The sequence below is a fragment of the Hirschia baltica ATCC 49814 genome, from assembly GCF_000023785.1.
In the GTDB taxonomy this organism is placed as follows: domain Bacteria; phylum Pseudomonadota; class Alphaproteobacteria; order Caulobacterales; family Hyphomonadaceae; genus Hirschia; species Hirschia baltica.
Map to the genome: position 1 here is coordinate 303,388 of NC_012982.1, position 21,245 is coordinate 324,632.

A 21,245-nucleotide genomic window follows, 5' to 3' on the forward strand; every position below is an offset into this window, starting at 1 on the left:
TCGTGTAAACTAGTAAGGCTGGTGGGACGCATGGCCGACGACAAGCAGGCGAAATCTGGGTTGTTGAACCTTGATACCGATAATATCGATGTTGTTCTGATTGCTCCTTTTTCACCAGAAGGTCGCGCGCGCTTTGACGAATTTCTCGTTGATACCGTTGGGCCAGCGATCCTGCGTGTTGAAGAGCGCACCCAAAGACATGTGGAAGTTGTTCTTCTCAATGATCTTCTTGAAGATGAATTGGTAGAGCATGAAGCGATTTACCGTATGTTGCACCTTGCTGATATTGTCATTGCTGATGTGAGCACATTGGAAGGCGTTTTGGATGCTAAAGTTGTATCAGCTTTTTCTATTCGTCAGTCACTGACACCAAACCCAGCCATTGCTGTTACACTTGATGAGAAGTCGGTAGACTATCCCTTTAATATCGGATCTATGGTGATAAATGCAGGATCAGACCATGGGCGCGTGAATGCTCAGGCTATTTTGTATGCAGAGGTTTTGGCCGCAGTTGAAGGTAATCCTAGCCGAAAATATGTCAGCGATGTCTATGCTAGTTTGAGTGCATTGCGCACTGACCTGCGAGGCTCTCCCAATAGTGCAGGGAAAGAGCCTGTATATGAAGAAATTAGCTATAAGCCATTGCATAACCGGCCTGATGTTCGTCCACCAAGGTTTAACGTGGCAGTCGGAGATTTAAGACTCGTCAAGAATATCGATGTGTGGATCAATCCAGAAAACACCCATATGGAAATGGCGCGTGTTTTTGATACATCAATATCAGGTACGATCCGTCATATGTCTTCACAATGGTCTCATGGCGGCAAGCGGTCTGATGATTATATTCGACGTAAACTCGCCGAGGCGATGACAGGTGAGGATGTGCCACCCGGTGCTGCCTTGATGACATCATGCAAGGGGCAATTGCGCAGTGAGCATTTCGTCAAAAAGGTTGTTCACGTGGCGGCAGTTAAGGTCAATGGAGATGACCCCGGGTGTGGCTATGTTCCAGTTAATGATGTTGGTGTGTGCCTGACGCAAGCGCTTTATAAAATACAAGACTATAATCTGAGTTGGATGGGACGGGGTCACAACCGTCTTGCTAGTGTTATTACACCTCTTCTCGGTGTGGGGTCTAATCCAGAAGTCGCGCAAAAAAATGTGTATTCATTATTATTGCATGCTGTGCAGTTTTTTGACTCAAACCCTGATTGCCTTATCGATCGCTTTGTACTGCTGGCATACTCAGTTGAAGATCGGCGTTTGATCAAAAAGGCGCTGAAAAGGATACCACAATTAAACAATGTCGCGGTTTCCGGTGTCGATACTCACACACATGAAGCGGATGATTACTCTTCGGGTGGTATTTGATGGCCGTTGAGTTTGAAAAGACATTAAGTTCCGGGAAGACCGACCAAATTTCGTCGGTCGATGTGCGCCAAAGGCGTAGGCTGGCATTGAAATTACGTGCAAAGCTAAAAGCATCACGAGATTTGGGGTTTGATCAAGAGCGTTCTACATATTGGAGCCGTTGGCTAACAGTCTGGAATATTATTCGACCGATCTGGCCGCTTTTTGTCGCCAACCTTTTTGTGTGTGCTATCGCATTTGGCACCGACCAAGGACGTGAAGCGGCGAAGTTTGCTATGACCTATTCTGGGCAAATTTCTTTTTTACGGCCTATGGCTACAGCTTTGGCCCTTACTTGGTTTGCCATATCGCTGCATGAAGTGTGTTTAAGAGCGATCACGCGTGATTACCCTTTTTCGACGCGCGCTAACCCTCTGCTTAAGCTTCGGTTTATTATAGCTTTTATTGTCGCGTTACTTACGCCTTTTGTTTTCTTTATTTTCTATGTGAATACGCTTGTTGATGTCGCAGGTCGTGATCCGTCAATTATGTATAGCATGCCGTTTGATGGATTCCTCATTGCTGGAAAATACTTGGATATGGCGCTTGTCACGCTCGTAATTGCGATTGTGATTTCAGCGACATATGATGGGTTTGGGTATTTTTTTCGTCATCGAATTATAAATTTTTCCAGACCTATTGAGAGGTTTGCTCTCAATCTTTTCCCAGTTTTGTTATCTCTATTTTTGATCATGCTGTTGTGGAATTATGTATTGGCCCCAATAGTTTGGTTGATCATTGCCATCATACAATCTGGTGGCATGATTGAAGAAGCAGCGGGACGTCAGGCAGCACGAACGGGTACAATATTAACAGCACTTTCTCTAGGGTCTGCGGTTTGTGTGATCAAATTTGTGCATCGTGTGAGCGTGCGTCGACATTATGCGAATTTCCATCAATTCATTGTCTTTCGGCGGTGGCATAATTGGGTGATGGCGGTGCTGCTGCTGGTGTCTTTGGGAATGGCAGCACTTTTTCTAATTATTCCCGGCACGATGGCATCAATGTTTGGGCCAGTGTTTACGCTTTTAGCAAGCGTTGGTCTACTCGCGGGCATTTTCACTTTTCTCGCCATATTGGCATCTCACTATCATGGGTTTCCAACGATTGTTGCTGTGGTGTTTTTGATGGGCTTGGGACCCGTTCTTGGGCCAGTGAAATTTCATAACGTAGCTGTGACAGAGCCTGAAGCTTTGTTGGCGAGCAAAGTCGACATGCAATTTCCAACGCATGCTGACCTGCCAAGCATGGCAGATGCTGTAAGGTTGTGGCGAGAAAGTCGACCAAGTGATGCACCCGCTATTGTTGTTTTAGCTGAAGGGGGCGGAATACGCGCGGCATTACATACAGCAAGTCTTTTATCCTGTTTGGATGAAACACTGGGCGGTGAATTATACGACAATGTATTTTCGATGTCTGGTGTGTCAGGCGGAGCTGTCGGTGTTGGTAGTTATCTTGCAGCTCGTGCAGATGGAATGGCCAGAAATTCTGAATTCATTTCACAAGACGAATGGTTAGATAAGCGATGTGGTTTTGAATTTTCTAAACGACAGGGAGAATTTAAAGCAAGTGAGAATATGACAGCTCGTAATCTCTCCGAGTTTTTACAAGCAGACTTTTTCTCTCCAGCATTGGCGGGACTTGTCTTTAGAGATTTACCGCAAGATATTTCAATTATCTGTGTCGTGTTTGATTGCGGAATAGCTGACCGCGCAAAATTGTTTGAGGATGCATTTATATCGACTTATAGAATGATGGGAGATCGGCGCAGCCACGAAAAAACACAAAAAGCACTCGCTCCAGGATATGATGGAGACTGGTTTGCGGCACCGTTTTTAAATGTTGTTGAAGCAGCTAATCAACAAGCCAATGTTGCTGAAGCTGGGCCGATTGTGTTTCTCAATACATTCGATGCAAAGTCAGGTCGTCCTGCTGTTGTTTCTAACGTGTCGCTCAAATTAAAAGCTCTTGAGGGTGAAGCGGCAGCCAGTGAAACTATCTATGGTATGACGAATTTGCTTGAAAAAATGTGCGGCGGTGAAAGCCTTTCTTTGGCAAGTGCAGCGCACCTCTCAGCGCGTTTTCCATTGGTCAGCCCGCCCGGTCGTTTGGAGCTAGATGCCTGTGGGGACAGGGCGGAGCAAGGCAGCGCAGACAATCCTAAAGAGGCTGGAATTGGACTTTATGTTGATGGGGGATATTTTGACAATTCGGGTGCTGCATCTTCTCAGGCTGCTTTGAAGCTATTGAGAGAGCAAGATCAAGCGCAATGTCAAAGTGACGTACAGGCTGCTCGAAATGGCGGTGTCAGTGCGTTTCGTAATTGTTCGCGCCCGGTTATCGTCTTGCATGTTGTACACAGAGGTCATGCAGGTAAGGCTCGAGATACACGTCTAAGTCCATTCTATGAAGTTGCAACACCCGCTGAAGCTTTCTTGGCTGCACGCGGCGTGCATGGAGACGTACCTATTCAACGTTTATGTGAAAGCGGTGCAGGGCGCGTCACGGCACCAATGGGGTGTCGATATTTAAATGGTTGGCTGGCAGATGTTGGTTTGGACGTGACAGAAGCTGAATATGGCGAAAAACTTATTTATGATGAAGACGTTGAATTTGAAAACTGGATTGATATTGACGAGCAAACAAACACGCCGCGTTTGCTATGGGTGCGCTCGCCTTTACAATTCGCAGCTGATGTTGAAGATGTAGGTGTGCGTTTGCCTCTTGGCTGGTTGCTTGGAGAAACAGGGCCGACAATCTTGAAGCGTGTAGATGCTCATGTTGAGAGAATGCGTACAGGCCTGCAATGTTATGTGCGTGACGATTATTCTTCAGAAAATTTCGGGAAGTGTAAGTTCCAAGCTTCAAACTAAGTGGGTATTCGTCATTGTGTCTAGCGGTGTCATCAGCTAGTTCCATCCATAAGCATAGATGGAGGACTGGAAGATGATCAGATGGGGTATGATTGGGTGCGGGGATGTTACCGAAAAGAAAAGTGGTCCTGCTTATCGTATAGAGAATGAATCTGTTATCCACGGGGTGACGTCGCGCACATTGTCTCGGGCTGAAGATTATGCCAAGCGACACGGCATTGAAACTGTGTTCAACTCAGCTGAAGAATTGATAAATTCTCCAGACATTGATGCGGTATACATTGCGACTCCACCTGCAACGCACTTTGAACTTGCGATGAAAATTGCGGAAAGTGGCAAGCCGTGTTCTGTAGAAAAGCCGTTGGCTTTAAATTATTCTCAATCCTTAGAAATGGCAAAAGCGTTTGAAGCTGTAAATCAACCTTTATTCGTGGCGTATTATCGCCGAACTTTGCCTCGATTTGATCTGGTAAAAGAGCTTTTAGAGCGCCAAGAATTGGGTGAAGTTCGCCATGTTCACTGGTCACTAACGCGGCCTGAAGGGTTTGGGCTGGATGCGGGGTGGAGAATTGAACCAAGCCAAGCTCCAGGTGGCTTGTTTGATGATTTGGCGTGTCATGGCTTAGATTTGCTCGATCATTATCTTGGGAAAATTAACATCGCCAGCGGTGTCATAGCCAGTCAGCAGTTAAATAGCACGATTACAGATTCAGTGGCAGCGAGCTGGATCCACGAAAGTGGAGTAACAGGCAGTGGGTACTGGAATTTTGCTGGGTTTGAGCAAGATGATGATATCGAAATCATTTGTGTTGACGGAAAGATTTGCGTGTCTGTTTTTGAAGATAAACCTGTACGGATCGTCACGCGTGAAGGCGTCAAAACATATGATATTCCTCATCCCGATCACATTCAGAAACACTATGTAGAGCAGATGGTTTTACACATGAAGGGCCAAGCTACGCATCCGTCATTAGCTCAAAGTGGGTGCCGCACTGCTTGGGTGTGTGATCAGATATTGGGTCAATAACAGTCTAGATCAGATAATTTATTTTTTGAGGTGAGGATTTTTAGGTAGTCAATGTAGGCTCTGATTCCTGCCAAATATAAGCAAAATGGTATACAATCCTTAACGAAACCCATTAAATTCAATACGTTATTAAATGAGGCTTTAATATTAATGTATTACGGGAAGTAAAGTAATTTTATTTTCAGGCTTCGTTGTTCACATGATAAGTGTTGTTTCTTGTATTATTTTTGAGCATGATTTGCGTCTGGTTTTAATGGCTGCAATTATGTGTGTGGTCGGCGCTATTACCGTTGTTAATTTGTTCAGAAGAAGCTGTGCTTCTGTTGCGCACGCGCGCATAGCGTGGAGTATTCTGACCTCAATAGCGACTGGTGCTTCTATTTGGAGTACGCATTTTATCTCAATGTTGGCATACCAGGCCGAGATACCAGTAAGATTCGACGTTATACTGACAATGGTTTCGCTGCTTATTCCTATGACATTGATGAGCCCGCTGATATATTTAGCGACGAAAATGAGAAAGCAGAATGTTTCTATTGTCATAGGTGGAGCAATTGGACTGGTCGTTTCTAGTATTCACTATCTTGGAATGGCGGCATATCGCGTTGATGGTGTCGTAGAATGGAATACGACTTATGTGATCGCATCGATAATTATCCCTGTGGTATTTTGTACAGCCACTTTTGGTCATTTCCCCAAATATAAATTCATGAGCAAGCGACTTATCTCGATAGGGGCTTTTACAGTTGCTGTTGTTGGTCTGCATTTCACTGCTATGACTGCCATCAACATCATTCCATTTAACCTGAGTGACATGCCTATGTCGACGGATGCGTTTTACGGTATGGCGATGGCCACAGCGGCGGGCGGATTCCTTGTCCTAGTAACTGGGTTGGTGAGTTTTGTTATTGATAGCAGCACACGTGAAGCAAATAGCCAAGAAATTGAACGTTTGGTGGCTACAGATGCATTAACAGGTCTACCTAACCGCAGAAGTTTTCGTGAGCACATAGAAAACACGCTGGCTGGATTTGAAACAAATCCGCTATCAAATTTTGCGGTTTTATATATCGACATCAATGGATTTAAAGTGGTCAATGACACTTTGGGTTATTCGGTTGGAGATGTTGTGCTCAAAACGTTTGCTGACAGGATGTCAGAGACATTGAGTTCTGGAGAGTATATAGCGCGTTTAGGTAAAGATGAGTTTGCTGCGGTTAAAGTGTATAACAGTGCAAATGAACTGGAAGCTTTCGTTCAAAAAGTAGAGGATTCAATAGAAATCCCTATTGAAGTGGAAGAAGAGTCCATTGAATTGGATCTTGCTATAGGCATAGCCTGTTGCCCAACAGATGGACATTACGCCGACGAATTGACAAGCAATGCTGAATTAGCGCTGCGTCGTGCGAAGTCTAACGCATCTGACTCTATTTGTTATTATGACGCCAACATGGATGACGTGGTTCGTCATCACCGCGAAATGGTAAGAAACCTTAGACAGGCAATTTTGAAAAATGAATTGCAGCTATATTACCAAATGCAGGCAAATGTCCAAACGGGCGAATTGAAAGGCTTTGAAGCTTTATTGCGGTGGACCCACCCAGAAAAAGGGCCAATATCGCCAGCTCTTTTTATTCCTATTGCAGAAGAGAATGGGTTAATTATTCAATTGGGTGATTGGGTTTTGAAGCAAGCATGTAAAGAAGCTGCTCTCTGGGAAAAGCCATATAAAGTCGCAGTTAATCTATCGCCAATGCAATTAATGCAGCCGAATTTGCCAAAACGTATCCATGAGATACTTTTAGACACGGGTCTGTCTGCAAATAGACTAGAGATTGAACTGACCGAAACGGCCATTTTTGAAGATCGTGAGCGGTCGGTTCATGTTCTGCGTCAGATCAAAGCGTTAGGTGTTAATGTAGCACTTGATGATTTTGGAACGGGTTATTCCTCCTTGGAAGTTTTGCGTTCATTCCCATTTGATAAGATTAAATTAGACCGTTTTTTCATGGATGAAATTGAAACAAGTAGTGTTGCTAAAGCATTTCTTCGGTCAGTGCTGGCACTTGGCAGAAACTTGTCCATTCCGGTTCTTGCTGAAGGTGTGGAGACTGAGAACCAGTTGAGAATACTGCAAGAAGAAGGTTGTGATGCAATTCAGGGGTTCTTGTTGCACAAACCTAGCCGTGAAGTTCCGTTTGAGCACAATCTTGATTTTGCAGATACGCATTCAGTAAAAAGTGCTGCGGGACCGTCTGATAATCTTTTTTCTATGGTCAAATTAGAAACGAGGCGTGGTTAGGGGCGTCTCATACCCTAATTGTTCAAAATGGCGACCCTGGCAGGACTCTAACCTGCGACCTGCCGCTTAGGAGGCGGCTGCTCTATACAGCTGAGCTACAGGGCCAAGTCATTGTTGGTATCAGATGAAGGTCGAAAGACGCAAGCGCTGTATATATGTGCGGATCTTTCCTTCTGCTGATAAATTTAATAACCGTTTGATTTATAAATGCTTTGCGTCAACTTCTTGGTATTGTTGAGCAAGAAACGCAAAATTTGCAAAAGGGGACAATGGCCAAATAATTAGGCCGATGTCCCCTTAAAAATCTAAACAGGTACGGAATGTTTAGGTTTGGAAAAACTTTTTAACCCGACCAGAATTGCAATTGCAATTATTGCACCTGAAATTGGCCATGATGCAGCACTCATTATATGCGCACTATTGGTCAGTGCATGAATAACCACGATTAAAACCAATGAGAATGTAAGGCTCATTTGCAATAAGCGAGACCAATCAATAGATGGACGAAAGCCTGCTACAGATATAATTGCGCAAAGTCCAAGCCAGAATGTTGAAACCAAAGATGAACCTTCCCAACCAAGTGCCAGGCTAAACACTAAACACACGGCTAGGATTGATGGTGTCCCCCAAACCAAGCCAGACCACATACTTTCTAATATAGGTGCTGGGCGGCCTTGGTCGCGTCGACGAGCGAAATAAATCCTCAAGCCTGTCGCCGTGATAATGCTAAGCGCTGCCCCAAATATAACATATGCAATCTTGACCCATGTACCGCCCCAATTGCCGAAGTGTACATTGTAAATGGAGCCTGCTATTTGCTGACCAAGTGTTCCATTGGACATGCCGGTTACGCCTTCAAATTCGCCGTTGGAATTGAAATTGTAATATTCTCCGAAAATCAGACGATTTGAATGCCAGCCAATCACAGAGATATGCTGTCCGGCTGTGCCGGGATCATGATGGATATAGTAAGTTGGCGTTAAGTCTGGATAATTTTCTTGCACATAAGCGATAGGCTTAGCGATATCGCTAATATTGCTGGATGTTTCATCCATGGGCGCTTCTTCGCCAAAAATAGGTGAGAATACTTTTGTAGTATCGCCTTCAAAGTCGACTGCAGCAATTGCAAAAGCAAGCACGCTTGCCAAGCCCAATATTGCCCCTGTTAAAGCGTTGGAAATATGGAATGGTGCTGTCCATACGCTTAAGCGATTGTGTAGATCTGCTTTTGCTATTCGGCTTTCACCGCGCCTGAAAGTAAATGCATCACGAAATATACGCGGATGCGCCAAGAAACCAGATAAAGACAGACCTAAAAGGATTGCTCCGAGCGCACCAACAACTGTTAGCCCCAAGATATGTGGCAAGTGTAGATAATAGTGCAGGTCCAGTAAAAATTGCGTCCACGGGAAATTTTCAGCTTCGCCAACTTCTCCAGTTTCTGTCGCAAAAAAAGCTTGTGTATCAGTGGAGATCACAGTGCGAGGTAAATCTGGTCGCGGGAAATTGATATAAAGATGCGTTGTGGAAGGAGTCTCACTTTCGAAAACTGCTTTTGCAGCTTTTGCTGCTGCTTCTGGTGAGATTTGTGTCATTTCTGGCGCAGAAGGTTGCTCCCAGCGCTGAAACTCGCGGTTTAGAACTGAAAGGGTGCCTGTTATTGCAAGGATGTAAATTAATCCACCTGCGGCCAATGCGAGTACCATATGGGCTTGCAATGAACTTGCGACGCGTCCACTGGAAGCCTTGGGCCAAATACTTTTAGACATGAATTACATTCCCACCATCATATATGCCAAGGGGATTAGACCTGTTCCCAATGTGATCAGACTCTTCCGCCATAACAGCTTGTCCGCACCAATAATAACGGCCAATCCAGCCCATAGCAGGGGGAATAAAATCATTACCGTTACGAGGTTGGTAGTGTGCTCTGCACCAACAGAATTCAACAATGAAAATATGCCAGTTGATAAAGACAATGCTGCAAGACCTGCCACAAATGCGATCATCACAAACACAAGCGAGCGTCGCAAAATGACTGTCCAATTGACCCTATCTACTTCGGCTATTCGCTCAGATGTACTTTTGGCTGCTTTGGGTGTTGCCTGAATGTATTGCCACGCTAAGAAAGCTAGCGCGAATATCGCCATTCCGACCAAGCCCAGCGCTATGCCTTTTTCTGGTCCATTCTTAAATGAAAAGAAGACAAGTCCTGCTAAAACAAGCCCCCATCCGACGAGAATTTCTTTTGCTCGGCTTTCTTTTGAACGCCAAGCGGCCTGCAGCATGAAAATGCCGCAGGCCAGAGAAATGAGCGCAAATCCGCTCAATGCCAAACCTTGGATCATAAATTAGAACCGTTTTTTTACACTTGCCACAACAGAACGAGTTTCACCGACGAAGCAATCACCACGCGCCAGACATGTTGCATAATACTCTTCGTCTGTCAGGTTACGAACATTGAGGGTAAAGTCCAGATCATTGTATTCATACCCGATAAGGGCATCAAACACTGTATATCCATCGGTTTCGACGCGAATTGGTGTTGGCGCAAATCCAGCAGACGCTGGATAAGCAATTCCATTGCTTTCATTTTCGTTAGCATATCGCGCACCTAAACCAATGCGGAGCCCTTCAAGGGCACCATCTTCAGGTTCCCAACTTGCCCAGATTGATCCAGTTGTGTCCGGCAAACTTGGACGTGTTGTGCCGACGCCATTTGCATCCACATTTTCCGAATCAAGTTTTTGTAGATCTAAGTCGAAAGCGAATGCATTCACTTTTAGCAGGGCTTCTAATTCGAAACCTGTTGTTTCAATGCTTAGTCCTGGTTGTGTGCGACCACCCGCGACGTACTCCACCAAATTGTCTTCTTCAAGATCAAAATAAGCAATTGTCACATAGCTTGCGCTGCCAATTGGTTGGTATTTTAAACCAATTTCAGATTGCTTTCCTTTTCTTGGCTTCAAGGATGTACCTGTTACGATATCAGTTCCGATTGTCGCACGAAATGATTCTGCATAACTAATATATGGGTTTAGCCCAATGTTCGTTTTGTATAGTGCACCTAATGTAAGCGGTGTTTCATTGTCATCTTGGGTGCTCGCTGCGTCATTGGATTCAACTGCGGAGAAACGCACACCAGCATTCACAATAAGATTACCAACAGACATATAGTCTGTCAGATAAACATCTGTTGCCTTTGTTGCATCTTCTGCCAGCGTTCTTGCGGCATTAAACTCGGCCATTGTTGGTACTTCAGAACCATCATATACTGGATCAAATATGTTGAATGTTGTTGGACGAGCGTAGAAAGAGGCTGAGTTGTTGAATGATTCAACATCTTGATAGTTCACACCTGTAAGAATTTCGTGCGCAATTGCACCGGTTCGGAATTTAGCCCGCAAACGCGCGTCGAACGCATATTGTGTTGAACCAGCGTCAGAACTTGACCAAGTGCGTCCGAATGCAACTCCATCAGGGGAAACCCTTGGCGTGCCGGCACCTAGGAAAGAAATCCAAGTTTGATCATAATCTGCTTCATTGTCACGGTAGCGCGCTGTGCCTTCAAACGTGAAAATATCGTTGATCTGGTGTGTTCCGATTAGACTAATCGTTGTCGCTTCAGTGTTGTATTTGTTGAAGTTGGGGTCGCCTACATACACAGATGGGTCAACCTCCTGGCCCGTTGATCCCGCACACACATCCGCCAGTGAAATTGTCACGTCACTACTTCCGCACGCTGTCGCGGCCAAAGGTAGGAATTGTGAAGATGTATCACTTTCACGGTCAGTGTAGTTGATCAGTGCCGTAAGCGTGGTTTTATCATTTGTGTAAGTTAGAGATGGCGCGAGCACGATTGCATTATCTTCGACAAAATCAATTGGTGTTTCGCTATCACGCACAAGACCTACAAAGCGCGCAGTCCATTTGCCATCACCAGATAGATCGAAGCCAAGATCAGTTGATGCTTGTAGACGATTATCTGTTCCAGCAGTCAGCACGACCTCTTTACCGAGTTTATCGGCACCGGCAACCTTAGATATAGTACTCACAATACCACCGGGAGCCGCTTGACCATAAAGAACAGATGCTGGTCCTTTAAGAACTTCGACCTGATCTAATGTGTATATGTCTGCGCGTGCATTGTTATAGTTACCAAATAGAACTTGAAGGTTGTCTTGGTATTCTGGTGCGTCGAGGCCGCGAATACTGGTAAAATCGCCGCGTGTTGCATATCCAAATGCATTCCCAGTCACACCGGCTGTGTAGTTTAGCGTATTGCTTAAAGACAAAGCACCGCGATCAAGAAATTCCTCTGCCGTAATAATGGATAGTGAGCGAGGTGTTTCTAGAAGGGGTATTTCAGATTTAGTCGCACCAAAAATTGAAGGCGTACCGGTAACAACAACTGTTTCTTGCACAGACGTTTCATCTGCTTTTGTCGTTTGCGCACACACTGGGCTGATAGCGACAAGTGCTGAAGTGATTAAAAGTCCGTATTTGAGCATAATGTAACCTTGACAATGATAAGCATTCTTAATTTTGAGGAGTTCGTACACGTGCTCACTGAACTTGTAAAGCATTCTCATTCTCATCTGGTGGGTAATTTATTTATGCTGGAAATTTACTGTCGTGGTGAGCGCGGAAAGTTCGAGAACCAACTGGTAAAATTGTGATGAATAACGGATTTTTTGCTCCATCATCCTTGTATACGGTCGGTGGTTGGAGCTTCCAGATTATCCCAAAGTTGACATCCTATGTAATTGAGACAGGTTAGAATGAAAAAATAAGGGAGGGTTTGATATGCCAAAACCAGATGTGCGTATTTCTAGCTTTGCAGACTTCTATCCATATTACCTCACTGAGCATTCAGATCCTGATTGCCGTAAACTGCATTATGTCGGTACGTTTTTCTCTATCCTTGCTGTAATAGCGGCAATTTTTATAAATCCCTTTTGGTTGATTGCAGCCCCGCTAGCCGGATATGGCTTTGCTTGGTTTGCTCATTTTAAAGTCGAGAAAAACAGGCCAGCGACATTTACATATCCGGTATGGTCCTTGATGGGGGATTACAAGATGTTTTTTAGTTGGTTGACTGGTAAATTACCGGCACAATTAATGGCTGCTGGCATTGTTGATGCGCCTGCAGATAACGTTTCTGAAACTTAGGAATTATTAATTGCTGTTTTTGGATTTAAAAGCCTGAAAAAAATGAGTTAGACACAAATTTCACATGACTATTTTTTACATTGAGCGACGGATGCAGGCTAATACAGACGTTTAAGTTTTAAAGCCCGTTTGTTTAGTCCGTTTGATGTAGAGAATTGCGTTTATGAAGAAATCACTTGTTGTTGTGAGTTTGTGTGCTGGTTCAGTTGGTTTGACTGGCATAGCAGCGGCGCAGGATGAATTAAATTTAGATACGATTGTAATTGAAAGCTCAAGAATATTAAATCCTGAATTGGGTATTATCAAACCTGAACTCACTTTGGATTCTTCGGATATCAGTGCGTATGGGGTAACTAGTTTAGAGGACCTTCTTACTGAAATCTCGACAGTGACAGGTGGAGGCAGCGGGCGCCCAGAAATGTTGCTGAACGGCAAACGTATTTCAGGATTTAGAGAGATCCGTAAATATCCGCCTGAAGCTTTGGAGCGCGTTGAAGTTCTTTCAGAAGATGCTGCTCTTCGCTATGGGTTTCGTCCAGATAAAAAAGTTATCAATTTCATTTTAAAAGAAAATTTTCATTCTTTAACAGCAGAAGCAGGTGTTGAAGCTCCCTCTGATGGTGGGCAGTTTATAACAGAAATTGAGCTAAATAATCTTCAGCTTTCAGGTGAAAACCGGCGATGGAATACTGATTTTGAATACAATACTCAGGATGCACTTTTTGAAAGTGATCGCGATATTGTATATGCTGATGGTGAAGATGGAACAATGCGTACATTGGAACCAGAACAAGATACGCTTGATCTGGTTGGCAGCTTCTCACACATGCTTCCCGGTGAAATAAGCGCAACATATCTTGGCTCTATTGTGAATGAAAATGCCAATAGTGTGTTGGGTGCGGATAATGACGGTAATCTAAATGTTCGGGAACAAGACACTTTAACTGGTGAGGCCAGCTTCGTTCTGAACAAAATGCTTGATACCGGAAACTGGACGGTGAATGGCGCGTATTCCTATGAAAATGTAGATCGGGTCACAGGAATAGCCACTTCTCCAGAAGATGATTCTACATCCCAGACGACGACGGATGGCTTGTCGGTTGACGCTGTATATTTCCGCAATTTGTTTTCATTGCCAGCAGGATTTGTCGGCACGACGATCCAAAGTGGGTATAGCAAAACTGAGCTTTCAAGTTCATCCATGTCTGGTGGGGAAGAGGAGCAAACGGAATTATCGAGAGACAATTTAAATGCTCAGATTAGTCTCGATGTGCCGGTTCTAACTGAAGAGTTTGTTTTGGGAGCCATTTCAACAAACTTTAATGGTCAATTGAGTGACGTCTCTGATGCCGGTGAATTGCTGTCGTATGGTTATGGGCTGACATGGCAACCCTTGAGCCAGTTGCAGCTTATGGCTTCGTCGACATATTCAGAGAATGCACCGACTGTTTCACAATTGGGAGCTGCCTATCAGGTGACACCCAATTCGCGTGTATTTGATTTCTCAACCGGGCAGACTATTGAAAATGTAGAGAAAATAACTGGTGGAAATGCTGATTTGCAAAATGAAGAAAGCCAGCTTCTACGTTTGAATGCGTCATGGGAGCCATTTTCTGAGCGGCGCGTGAACATTGTCGCGACTTATACCGATGAGCGTATTGAGAATGTTATCTCTTCGTTTCCTGATTTAACCCCCATTATCGAGGAGGCATATGCTGACCGTGTCGTGCGCGATGATGATGGGCAGCTTGTATCTATCGATACACGTGCTTTGAATTTTGCCGAAAAAATTGAGAAGAAGCTGAGCCTTAGTTTAAATTGGTCCAAATCATTAAAGGCAAATGAGCGTCCTGAATTATCAACTGAAGAGCGCCAGAAATTACGTGCGGTAATGAGTAAGCGCCGCAGTAAAGATGAGGCACCACCAAGCGAGGGGCCGCCAGAGGAGGGTAGTCCAGACGCGGGTGCGGCTCCTCCTAAACAGGCTGCTTCGGCGCGCGGTGGGGCAGGACGAGGCGGCCCTCCTGGTGGAGGTCGTGGCCCCGGCCCAGGAGGACGCGGTCAAGGACGTATTTATTTCTCAGCATCTTATGATCTTGCCTTAGAGGACACGCTGTTAATCTCTGAAGGTGGCACAAAACTAGACTTGTTAAATGGAGATACGATTAGTTCTGCTGGTGGTACATCCGAGCACACATTTTCAGCGCGAGGCGGGTATTCCAAAGGTGCAATTGGTTTGAATACGCGCATGAATTGGGAAAGTGGCACGCAGGTAAATGGAAGTCAGTTAGGGACGCTAGATTTTGATCCATTACTGACAATAGATGCGCGGATACGCTATGATTTTGACAATAAACCTAAGTTGATTGCGAAATATCCATTGCTGAGTGCGACGAGTATTTCATTGAGCGTTGATAACATTTTCAATGAAAAGCGTAATGTCACAAGTGCTGATGGAAGTGTACCTATCAGCTATCAACCTGATATTCTCGACCCGTTGGGCCGAGTTATTGAAATAAAGTTTCGGAAATTGATATTTTAAATAAATAGCTGGCCCGCGGCTTTGGTTTAGCTGCGCCAGCTTAGGGTTTTTGGTTCGATAGGGTTGCTGAACTCACGGCTTTCTGTGCGTGCAGTGGCCCATTCGCGTTTAAGCTGTTGATACCATTTGGCCTGAATGTCTATGTCGTCAATCCACAGCATGGCTTTTTGATATTTCATGCCTCTGTTTTGAAGATTCACCATTTCCTTATCTTGCAGCAAGAAAGTGCGACCCATGCGTTTCACAATTGGTGAGGCTAATTTCAACAAAGGTGCATTTTCTATCCATGTGATTTGCGTCACTTTGGTTAGCTTTTCCTGTTGCGGCGTTAGGCAGGTAAGTGTGAAAAAACGGGCTGTTTCATTTTCAACAACTTCCCAACGCATGCCCGGCAATTGAAAAACGATTTCTGTTGTTACTTCGTTACCAAAAACCATGGAGTATAGTTTGGAGTTGCCTGATGGTTTGTGGCGTGCAATGGCCCAGCCACGTGTGCGGGGTTCAAAGGGCTTTTGTTTGATTTTGAAACCGGAAGACGGCGGACGCCACCACCATTGATTATGCACAAACGGCACGTGTGCTGGGTCCATCAATCCAACGACGGCGTCATCCATATGTGCGTTAAAGTCCTCTTCAATTATGAAACTGGGCGCATATGGAAGTTTGCCAAATTCGGGTGGAGCAATAACAGGTTCGCCATCAAAACGCGGATTATGCGACACATAGATATACACAACGCCATTGGCTTCATGCAGCGGATATTTGCGCACTTTGACCCTTGTCGGCTCCATGGTGTCATCTGGCGTAAGAGATGGCATATGCTTGCATTCGCCGTCAGATGTGCCAAATCGCCAACCATGATAGGGGCATTCGATTGTAGCCGATCCGTCAGTATCTATCTGTTTGCCGGAAGACAGTGGCACAAGACGGTGTGGGCAGATATCTCGCAGTGCAAATGCCCTGCCATCGCCAGATCGCCCTAGCAGGACGGGTTGGCCGAGAATTTCACGGTTTATGTGCTTTCCTGCGAGTAGTTCTTTGGATGTGGCGGCAAAATACCAACAATCGGTCAGCCAGCCCTCTTCGGTAATACCAACTTTCTTTTTGGCAGGCGAAGGTGTGGATGAAATATCTGTTGTGTCTGCTGGCATGCTCGCGCTCTTTAAACTACGCTAATGGGTAAGTTTGGGTGTGCGTAGTCTTCCATGCGCTTTTGTATTCATCAAGGCAAGATGCACAATGGCTAAAAGCGCGAGCAAGTCGTTTCTTAAGTTATTTCATGCCTTCTAGGGTTTTCATGCCAGCTTTGGGTGCGTTCACCAGAACAGCCATATTTCCTGGAAGGTGTTTGTTATCGAGCATTTTTTCATGTGCTGCTGGAATTTCTGCCCAAGGGAAGACTTCTGACATACATGGGTCAATGCGTTCCTGACACACAAGTTCGTTTGCTGCGGCTGCCTGTTTTAGATTGGCGAAGTGAGAACCCTGAACGCGTTTTTGGCGCATCCACAGGAAGCGAGCATCCATTGTTAGGTTAAAGCCTGTTGTTCCTGCACATATGACAACCATGCCGCCGCGTTTTACAAGGAAAACTGAAACCGGCATTGTTGATTCGCCTGGGTGTTCAAACACCATGTCTAGGTCTTTGCCGCCTGTGATTTCACGAATGGCTTTGCCGAATTTGCGGCATTCCTTCATATAATCCCCAAATTCAGGACCGTTCACTGTTGGCAATTGGCCCCAACAATTAAAGTCTTTGCGGTTGAGAACGGCCACAGCCCCCTGATCGAGCACGAATTGTTTCTTATCTTCTGATGAAACAACACCGATTGCTTTGGCTCCAGCAATTGTAGCAAGCTGAACAGCAAATGACCCAAGACCACCTGAAGCTCCCCATACAAGTACGTGTTGGCCTGGTTTGATTTCATGTGGTGCATGTCCAAATAGCATGCGGTAAGCTGTTGCTAAGGTAAGCGTATAACAGGCGGCCTCTTCCCAAGAAAGATGGGTTGGGCGCTTCATTAGTTGTCTGTCTTGTACGCGGCAAAACTGTGCAAACGAGCCATCTGGTGTTTCATATCCCCAGATACGTTGGGAATCGGAGTACATTGGGTCGCCGCCATTGCATTCTTCATCATCGCCATCATCCTGATTACAGTGGATGACAACTTCATCGCCGGGCTTCCAGCGTTTTACGCTTTTACCAACAGCCCAAACGATGCCTGAAGCATCAGAACCGGCAATGTGGTAGTCTTGATTGTGTACATCAAAAGGGGAGATAGGTTCACCAAGGCCTGCCCAAACACCATTATAATTTACACCTGCCGCCATAACATAAACGAGGACATCATGTTCACCCAATTCTGGTGTATCAACGACTTCCAGCTGCATGGATTGGTTAGGGCGGCCGTGTCGTTCGCGACGGATTGCCCAAGCGTGCATTTGTTTTGGCACATGATAAGGCGGCGGAAGCTCACCTAAATCGTACAGATCTTTCTTTGGTGTATCTAGCATGAAATTGTGTCCTAAGATTTGGCCGCACTGATTTTGTTTGTTTTTATGCGGTCAGAGCCGAATTTGTTTCCTCGTTTCCAACACTATATTGCGATGCAGCAAAAATATCAAGGGTGATTGTTGTGATGCAGCAAAATGAGCGACGTGCATAAAATAATCTTATCGTGTAAAAGGGGGTGTTGGCTGACAATTGCCCGTTGGTTTCAACACTGAATATAAGGAAACTTGCGTATGAAATTGGATATAAAAAAATCGAATTCGATTTGTTGCATTATGGCGATAGCTACCTCACTGGGTGTAGCAAATGCGCAAGTGAATCCTAAAAAAGATATTGTAATTCAAGATGTTTTGGCATGTCAGGCATTGCAGAGTGGTGTGGAGCGCCTAAGTTGTCTGGATGCGGCGTTGCCGGCTTTGGCCAGTGCTTTTCCTGAAGCTGCAATGTCACTTGAGGAAATCGCTGAAGCTAAAATTCGAAGAGAAGAACAACAGAAAGCTGCGGCAGAAGCAGCATTTGGTCAAACTTTAAAAGATGTCGAACCGCCTAAAGAGGTAGAAGAAACTGTTGTTTCAAATCGGCCTGCTGTGGTTGTGCCAGACGAGTTGAAACAGCTTGGTTCCAAGATTTCAAAAATCAAAGAAACAACGCGTGATCGTGTTATTGTCACGTTGGACAATGGACAAGTATGGCTTCAGACGAAAGCGACCAGCCGACGGATCAGTGCAAAAAAATATGAAGGTGCTGAGGCCGTGGTGACGAAAAAACGTTTGGGAAATTATTCTATGCGCATCCAAGACAATTTCAATATCGATGTAGAGCGCATTAAATAGTCAGTTTCTGTGCCAAACATCCTAATAAAATGATGTTTGGCTGTTGGTTTTATGTGCTTTTAATGCGCCGAGGGAAGGACAGATTGAACGTCAAAATCAATTGTATGACTTTCATTCTTTTTGCCTGATTTAGTGTTCAAAACTTTCATGGTGAGAATGCTTGCGGCCAGAAGGAATGTAATCAGGTTTGCAATGATCACTGGTAAGCTTATCACCATTAGGCCATAAACAAACCATAGAGCGACACCAAGAGTAAACAGAGCATACATCGCTAATGAAATACCGTCAGTGTTTCTTGTCTTTAGCGCCAATATGGCTTGCGGTAGGAAGGACCCTGTTGTTAAGCTGGCGGCGATTAGACCAATGATTTCTGAAATTGGCATACTTTTCTCTTCTCATTTTTGTGACGGATGCTCAATTTGCATCCGAGATGATAGCGCAATCATACCATAAGCGTAAGATATGCGAAAGTGAATAATTGTGCATATATACCCGCTAAAAATGCATGTCTCTACTTTTAGGCATAAGGGCTTGTTGTTTTTATAAATTCTGTCATGCTGCAATGCAACATGGAGGAAATGAGAATGGGTAATAAAACCTATCAACATGCCGCAGATAGACCGTGGATCTTCCGCACTTATTCGGGACACTCAACGGCAGCTAAGTCGAATGCTTTATATCGCAGCAATTTAGAAAAGGGCCAGACAGGTCTTTCTATTGCTTTTGATCTACCAACTCAGACTGCTTATGATTCTGATCATATTCTGGCGAAAGGCGAAGTCGGTAAAGTTGGTGTTCCGGTCGGTCATCTTGGTGATATGCGAACATTGTTTGATGGTATTTCTGTTGCTCAGATGAATACCTCCATGACGATTAATGCGCCGGCAAGTTACATGTTGGCGCTTTACGTTGCGCTTGCTGATGAGCAGGGGGCTGATCGCTCCGTTCTGATGGGGACAACGCAAAACGATATTATCAAAGAATATCTTTCACGCGGCACTTATGTCTTCCCGCCAGAGCCTTCCATGCGTTTGATTTCTGACATGGTGTCTTGGTGTTATACAGAAACACCCAAGTGGAACCCGCTGAATGTGTGTTCTTACCATTTACAAGAAGCAGGTGCGACGCCTCAGCAAGAGCTTGCTTATGCCTTGGCGACTGCTTGTGCTGTGCTTGATGCAGTCAAAGCTGGCGGTCAGGTGCCTGATGAAGATTTTGAAACTGTCTTCTCTCGGATATCCTTCTTTGTGAATGCGGGTGTGCGCTTTGTGACTGAGCTTTGTAAAATGCGGGCGTTTGTTGATTTATGGGAAGAGATTGGCAGAGAACGCTATGGTGTCAAATCTGAAAAAGCGCTGCGTTTTCGTTATGGGGTGCAGGTTAATTCGTTGGGTTTAACTGAGCAGCAGCCTGAAAATAATGTTTATCGTATTTTGTTAGAAGCGATGGCTGTGACGCTTTCAAAACGTGCGCGGTGCCGTGCTTTGCAATTACCAGCTTGGAATGAAGCACTGGGCTTGCCTAGACCTTGGGATCAGCAATGGTCATTGCGTATGCAGCAGATAATGGCGTTTGAAACAGACCTTTTAGAATATGAAGATCTCTTTGATGGCTCCCATGTTGTTGAAGGCAAAACTGATGAACTTAAAGGCGGTGCTCGCAAACAACTTGCTGAGATTGATGCGATGGGCGGGGCGGTCAATGCGGTTGAGTTTATGAAGGGTGAGCTTGTTGCGTCTCAGAAAAATCGCGTTATGGGAATTGAAGGCGGGGATCAGAAAGTCATCGGTGTGAATGCATTTACATCAACTGAACCTAGCCCGTTGGCGACAGGTGATGATGCGATAATGACAGTCGACCCAGCCGAAGAATACGCCCAGATTGAACGTTTAAAGCAGTGGCGCAAAGATCGCGATACTGCTGAGTGTGAGAGGGCTGTAGAGCATTTGCGCGCGGCGGCTTCTGAAGGACGAAACCTTATGCCGTCCACTATTGAAGCAGTCAAAGCGGGCGTTACAATTGGTGAGTGGGGAGAAACTCTACGGGGTGTATTTGGGGAATATCGCGGACCAACAGGCGTTTCGATTGTCATTTCGACTGAAGGTGATGAAGATATTGAGGCGGTAAAAGCTAATGTGGAACGCGTGTCTGATCTTCTTGGTCGCACATTGACATATGTATTGGGTAAACCGGGCCTTGATGGGCATTCAAATGGTGCTGAACAGATAGCGACGCGTGGGCGCGCATGCGGGATGAAAGTGATTTATGAAGGCATTCGTTTCACACCGGAAGAAATCGTGCAGCAGGCCATAGATAATGATGCGCATGTTGTGGGTCTGTCTATTCTATCAGGTTCTCATCTGGATCTCGCCCGAGAAACAGCGCGCTTGATGCGTGAACGCGGGTTAGAGAATATCCCATTGGTTGTGGGCGGTATTATCCCAAATGAAGATGCTTTAGCGCTTAAACAAATGGGCATTAAGCGTGTCTACACACCGAAAGATTTTCAGATAACAGACCTAATGGGAGATATTGTGGAGTTGGTTGAAAAAGCCCACTTAGCATAATTGTGTT

Annotated in this window: 14 protein-coding genes, 1 tRNA gene and 1 pseudogene; 9 read left to right on the forward strand and 7 right to left on the reverse strand. The window is 45.1% G+C overall.

Features of this window, described 5'->3' with window-relative positions; translation table 11 throughout:
* Nucleotides 1-30 precede the first annotated feature (30 nt).
* The 5 genes and pseudogenes from HBAL_RS01380 (at nt 31) to HBAL_RS01395 (ending at nt 7,612) form a co-directional block, all read left to right on the forward strand.
* The gene (locus tag HBAL_RS01380; protein WP_012778138.1) at nt 31-1,371 is read left to right on the forward strand and encodes a hypothetical protein; all 1,341 of its coding nucleotides are present in this window, start codon (nt 31-33) and stop codon (nt 1,369-1,371) included.
* Nucleotides 1,371-4,283, forward strand: a complete 2,913-nt coding sequence (locus HBAL_RS01385) for a patatin-like phospholipase family protein (protein WP_012778139.1) — start codon at nt 1,371-1,373, stop codon at nt 4,281-4,283. Before HBAL_RS01380 ends, HBAL_RS01385 begins: the two co-directional genes overlap by 1 nt.
* Nucleotides 4,284-4,356: 73 nt before the next feature.
* Nucleotides 4,357-5,310, forward strand: a complete 954-nt coding sequence (locus HBAL_RS01390) for a Gfo/Idh/MocA family protein (protein ID WP_012778140.1) — start codon at nt 4,357-4,359, stop codon at nt 5,308-5,310.
* Between the two features lie 265 nt (nt 5,311-5,575).
* Nucleotides 5,576-5,824, forward strand: a pseudogene (locus tag HBAL_RS17005) (MHYT domain-containing protein); the annotation flags it as partial.
* On the forward strand, nt 5,825-7,612 hold the full coding sequence (locus tag HBAL_RS01395) for a bifunctional diguanylate cyclase/phosphodiesterase (RefSeq protein ID WP_233356719.1): 1,788 nt from the start codon (nt 5,825-5,827) through the stop codon (nt 7,610-7,612).
* Between the two features lie 28 nt (nt 7,613-7,640).
* Here HBAL_RS01395 and HBAL_RS01400 read toward each other — a convergent pair.
* The 4 genes from HBAL_RS01400 to HBAL_RS01415 form a co-directional block, all read right to left on the reverse strand.
* A tRNA-Arg gene (locus tag HBAL_RS01400) sits at nt 7,641-7,717 on the reverse strand.
* A gap of 200 nt (nt 7,718-7,917) precedes the next feature.
* Complete coding sequence (locus HBAL_RS01405; protein WP_012778142.1) at nt 7,918-9,381, reverse strand: PepSY-associated TM helix domain-containing protein; 1,464 nt, start codon at nt 9,379-9,381, stop codon at nt 7,918-7,920.
* Between the two features lie 3 nt (nt 9,382-9,384).
* Complete coding sequence (locus HBAL_RS01410) at nt 9,385-9,960, reverse strand: hypothetical protein (RefSeq protein WP_012778143.1); 576 nt, start codon at nt 9,958-9,960, stop codon at nt 9,385-9,387.
* Nucleotides 9,961-9,963: 3 nt separating this feature from the next.
* Nucleotides 9,964-12,123 (reverse strand): TonB-dependent siderophore receptor, encoded by a 2,160-nt coding sequence (locus HBAL_RS01415; RefSeq protein ID WP_149037346.1) that lies wholly within the window; start codon nt 12,121-12,123, stop codon nt 9,964-9,966.
* A 295-nt stretch (nt 12,124-12,418) separates the two neighbouring features.
* Here HBAL_RS01415 and HBAL_RS01420 point away from each other — a divergent pair, with 295 nt between their 5' ends.
* Nucleotides 12,419-12,784 carry a DUF962 domain-containing protein gene (locus HBAL_RS01420; RefSeq protein ID WP_012778145.1) on the forward strand — a complete coding sequence of 122 codons (366 nt, stop codon included), beginning with the start codon at nt 12,419-12,421 and terminating at the stop codon, nt 12,782-12,784.
* A 163-nt stretch (nt 12,785-12,947) separates the two neighbouring features.
* Nucleotides 12,948-15,326 carry a TonB-dependent receptor domain-containing protein gene (locus tag HBAL_RS01425; RefSeq protein WP_012778146.1) on the forward strand — a complete coding sequence of 793 codons (2,379 nt, stop codon included), beginning with the start codon at nt 12,948-12,950 and terminating at the stop codon, nt 15,324-15,326.
* Nucleotides 15,327-15,352: 26 nt separating this feature from the next.
* Here the strand turns inward: HBAL_RS01425 and HBAL_RS01430 are convergent, their stop codons facing one another.
* Together HBAL_RS01430 and ccrA are read right to left on the reverse strand one after the other, a co-directional pair.
* The gene (locus tag HBAL_RS01430; protein WP_012778147.1) at nt 15,353-16,477 is read right to left on the reverse strand and encodes an aromatic ring-hydroxylating oxygenase subunit alpha; all 1,125 of its coding nucleotides are present in this window, start codon (nt 16,475-16,477) and stop codon (nt 15,353-15,355) included.
* Between the two features lie 121 nt (nt 16,478-16,598).
* Nucleotides 16,599-17,840, reverse strand: coding sequence for a crotonyl-CoA carboxylase/reductase (gene ccrA, locus HBAL_RS01435; protein ID WP_012778148.1), 1,242 nt, complete (start codon nt 17,838-17,840; stop codon nt 16,599-16,601).
* Nucleotides 17,841-18,071: 231 nt separating this feature from the next.
* Between ccrA and HBAL_RS01440 the strand changes: the two genes are divergently transcribed.
* Nucleotides 18,072-18,671 carry a hypothetical protein gene (locus tag HBAL_RS01440; protein WP_012778149.1) on the forward strand — a complete coding sequence of 200 codons (600 nt, stop codon included), beginning with the start codon at nt 18,072-18,074 and terminating at the stop codon, nt 18,669-18,671.
* A 59-nt stretch (nt 18,672-18,730) separates the two neighbouring features.
* Here HBAL_RS01440 and HBAL_RS01445 read toward each other — a convergent pair whose 3' ends face one another.
* Nucleotides 18,731-19,054 (reverse strand): SemiSWEET transporter, encoded by a 324-nt coding sequence (locus HBAL_RS01445; RefSeq protein ID WP_012778150.1) that lies wholly within the window; start codon nt 19,052-19,054, stop codon nt 18,731-18,733.
* A gap of 201 nt (nt 19,055-19,255) precedes the next feature.
* On the opposite strand from HBAL_RS01445, the gene HBAL_RS01450 reads away from it, so the two are divergent.
* Nucleotides 19,256-21,238: a protein meaA gene (locus tag HBAL_RS01450; protein ID WP_012778151.1), complete on the forward strand. Its 1,983-nt coding sequence runs from the start codon at nt 19,256-19,258 to the stop codon at nt 21,236-21,238.
* Nucleotides 21,239-21,245 lie beyond the last annotated feature (7 nt).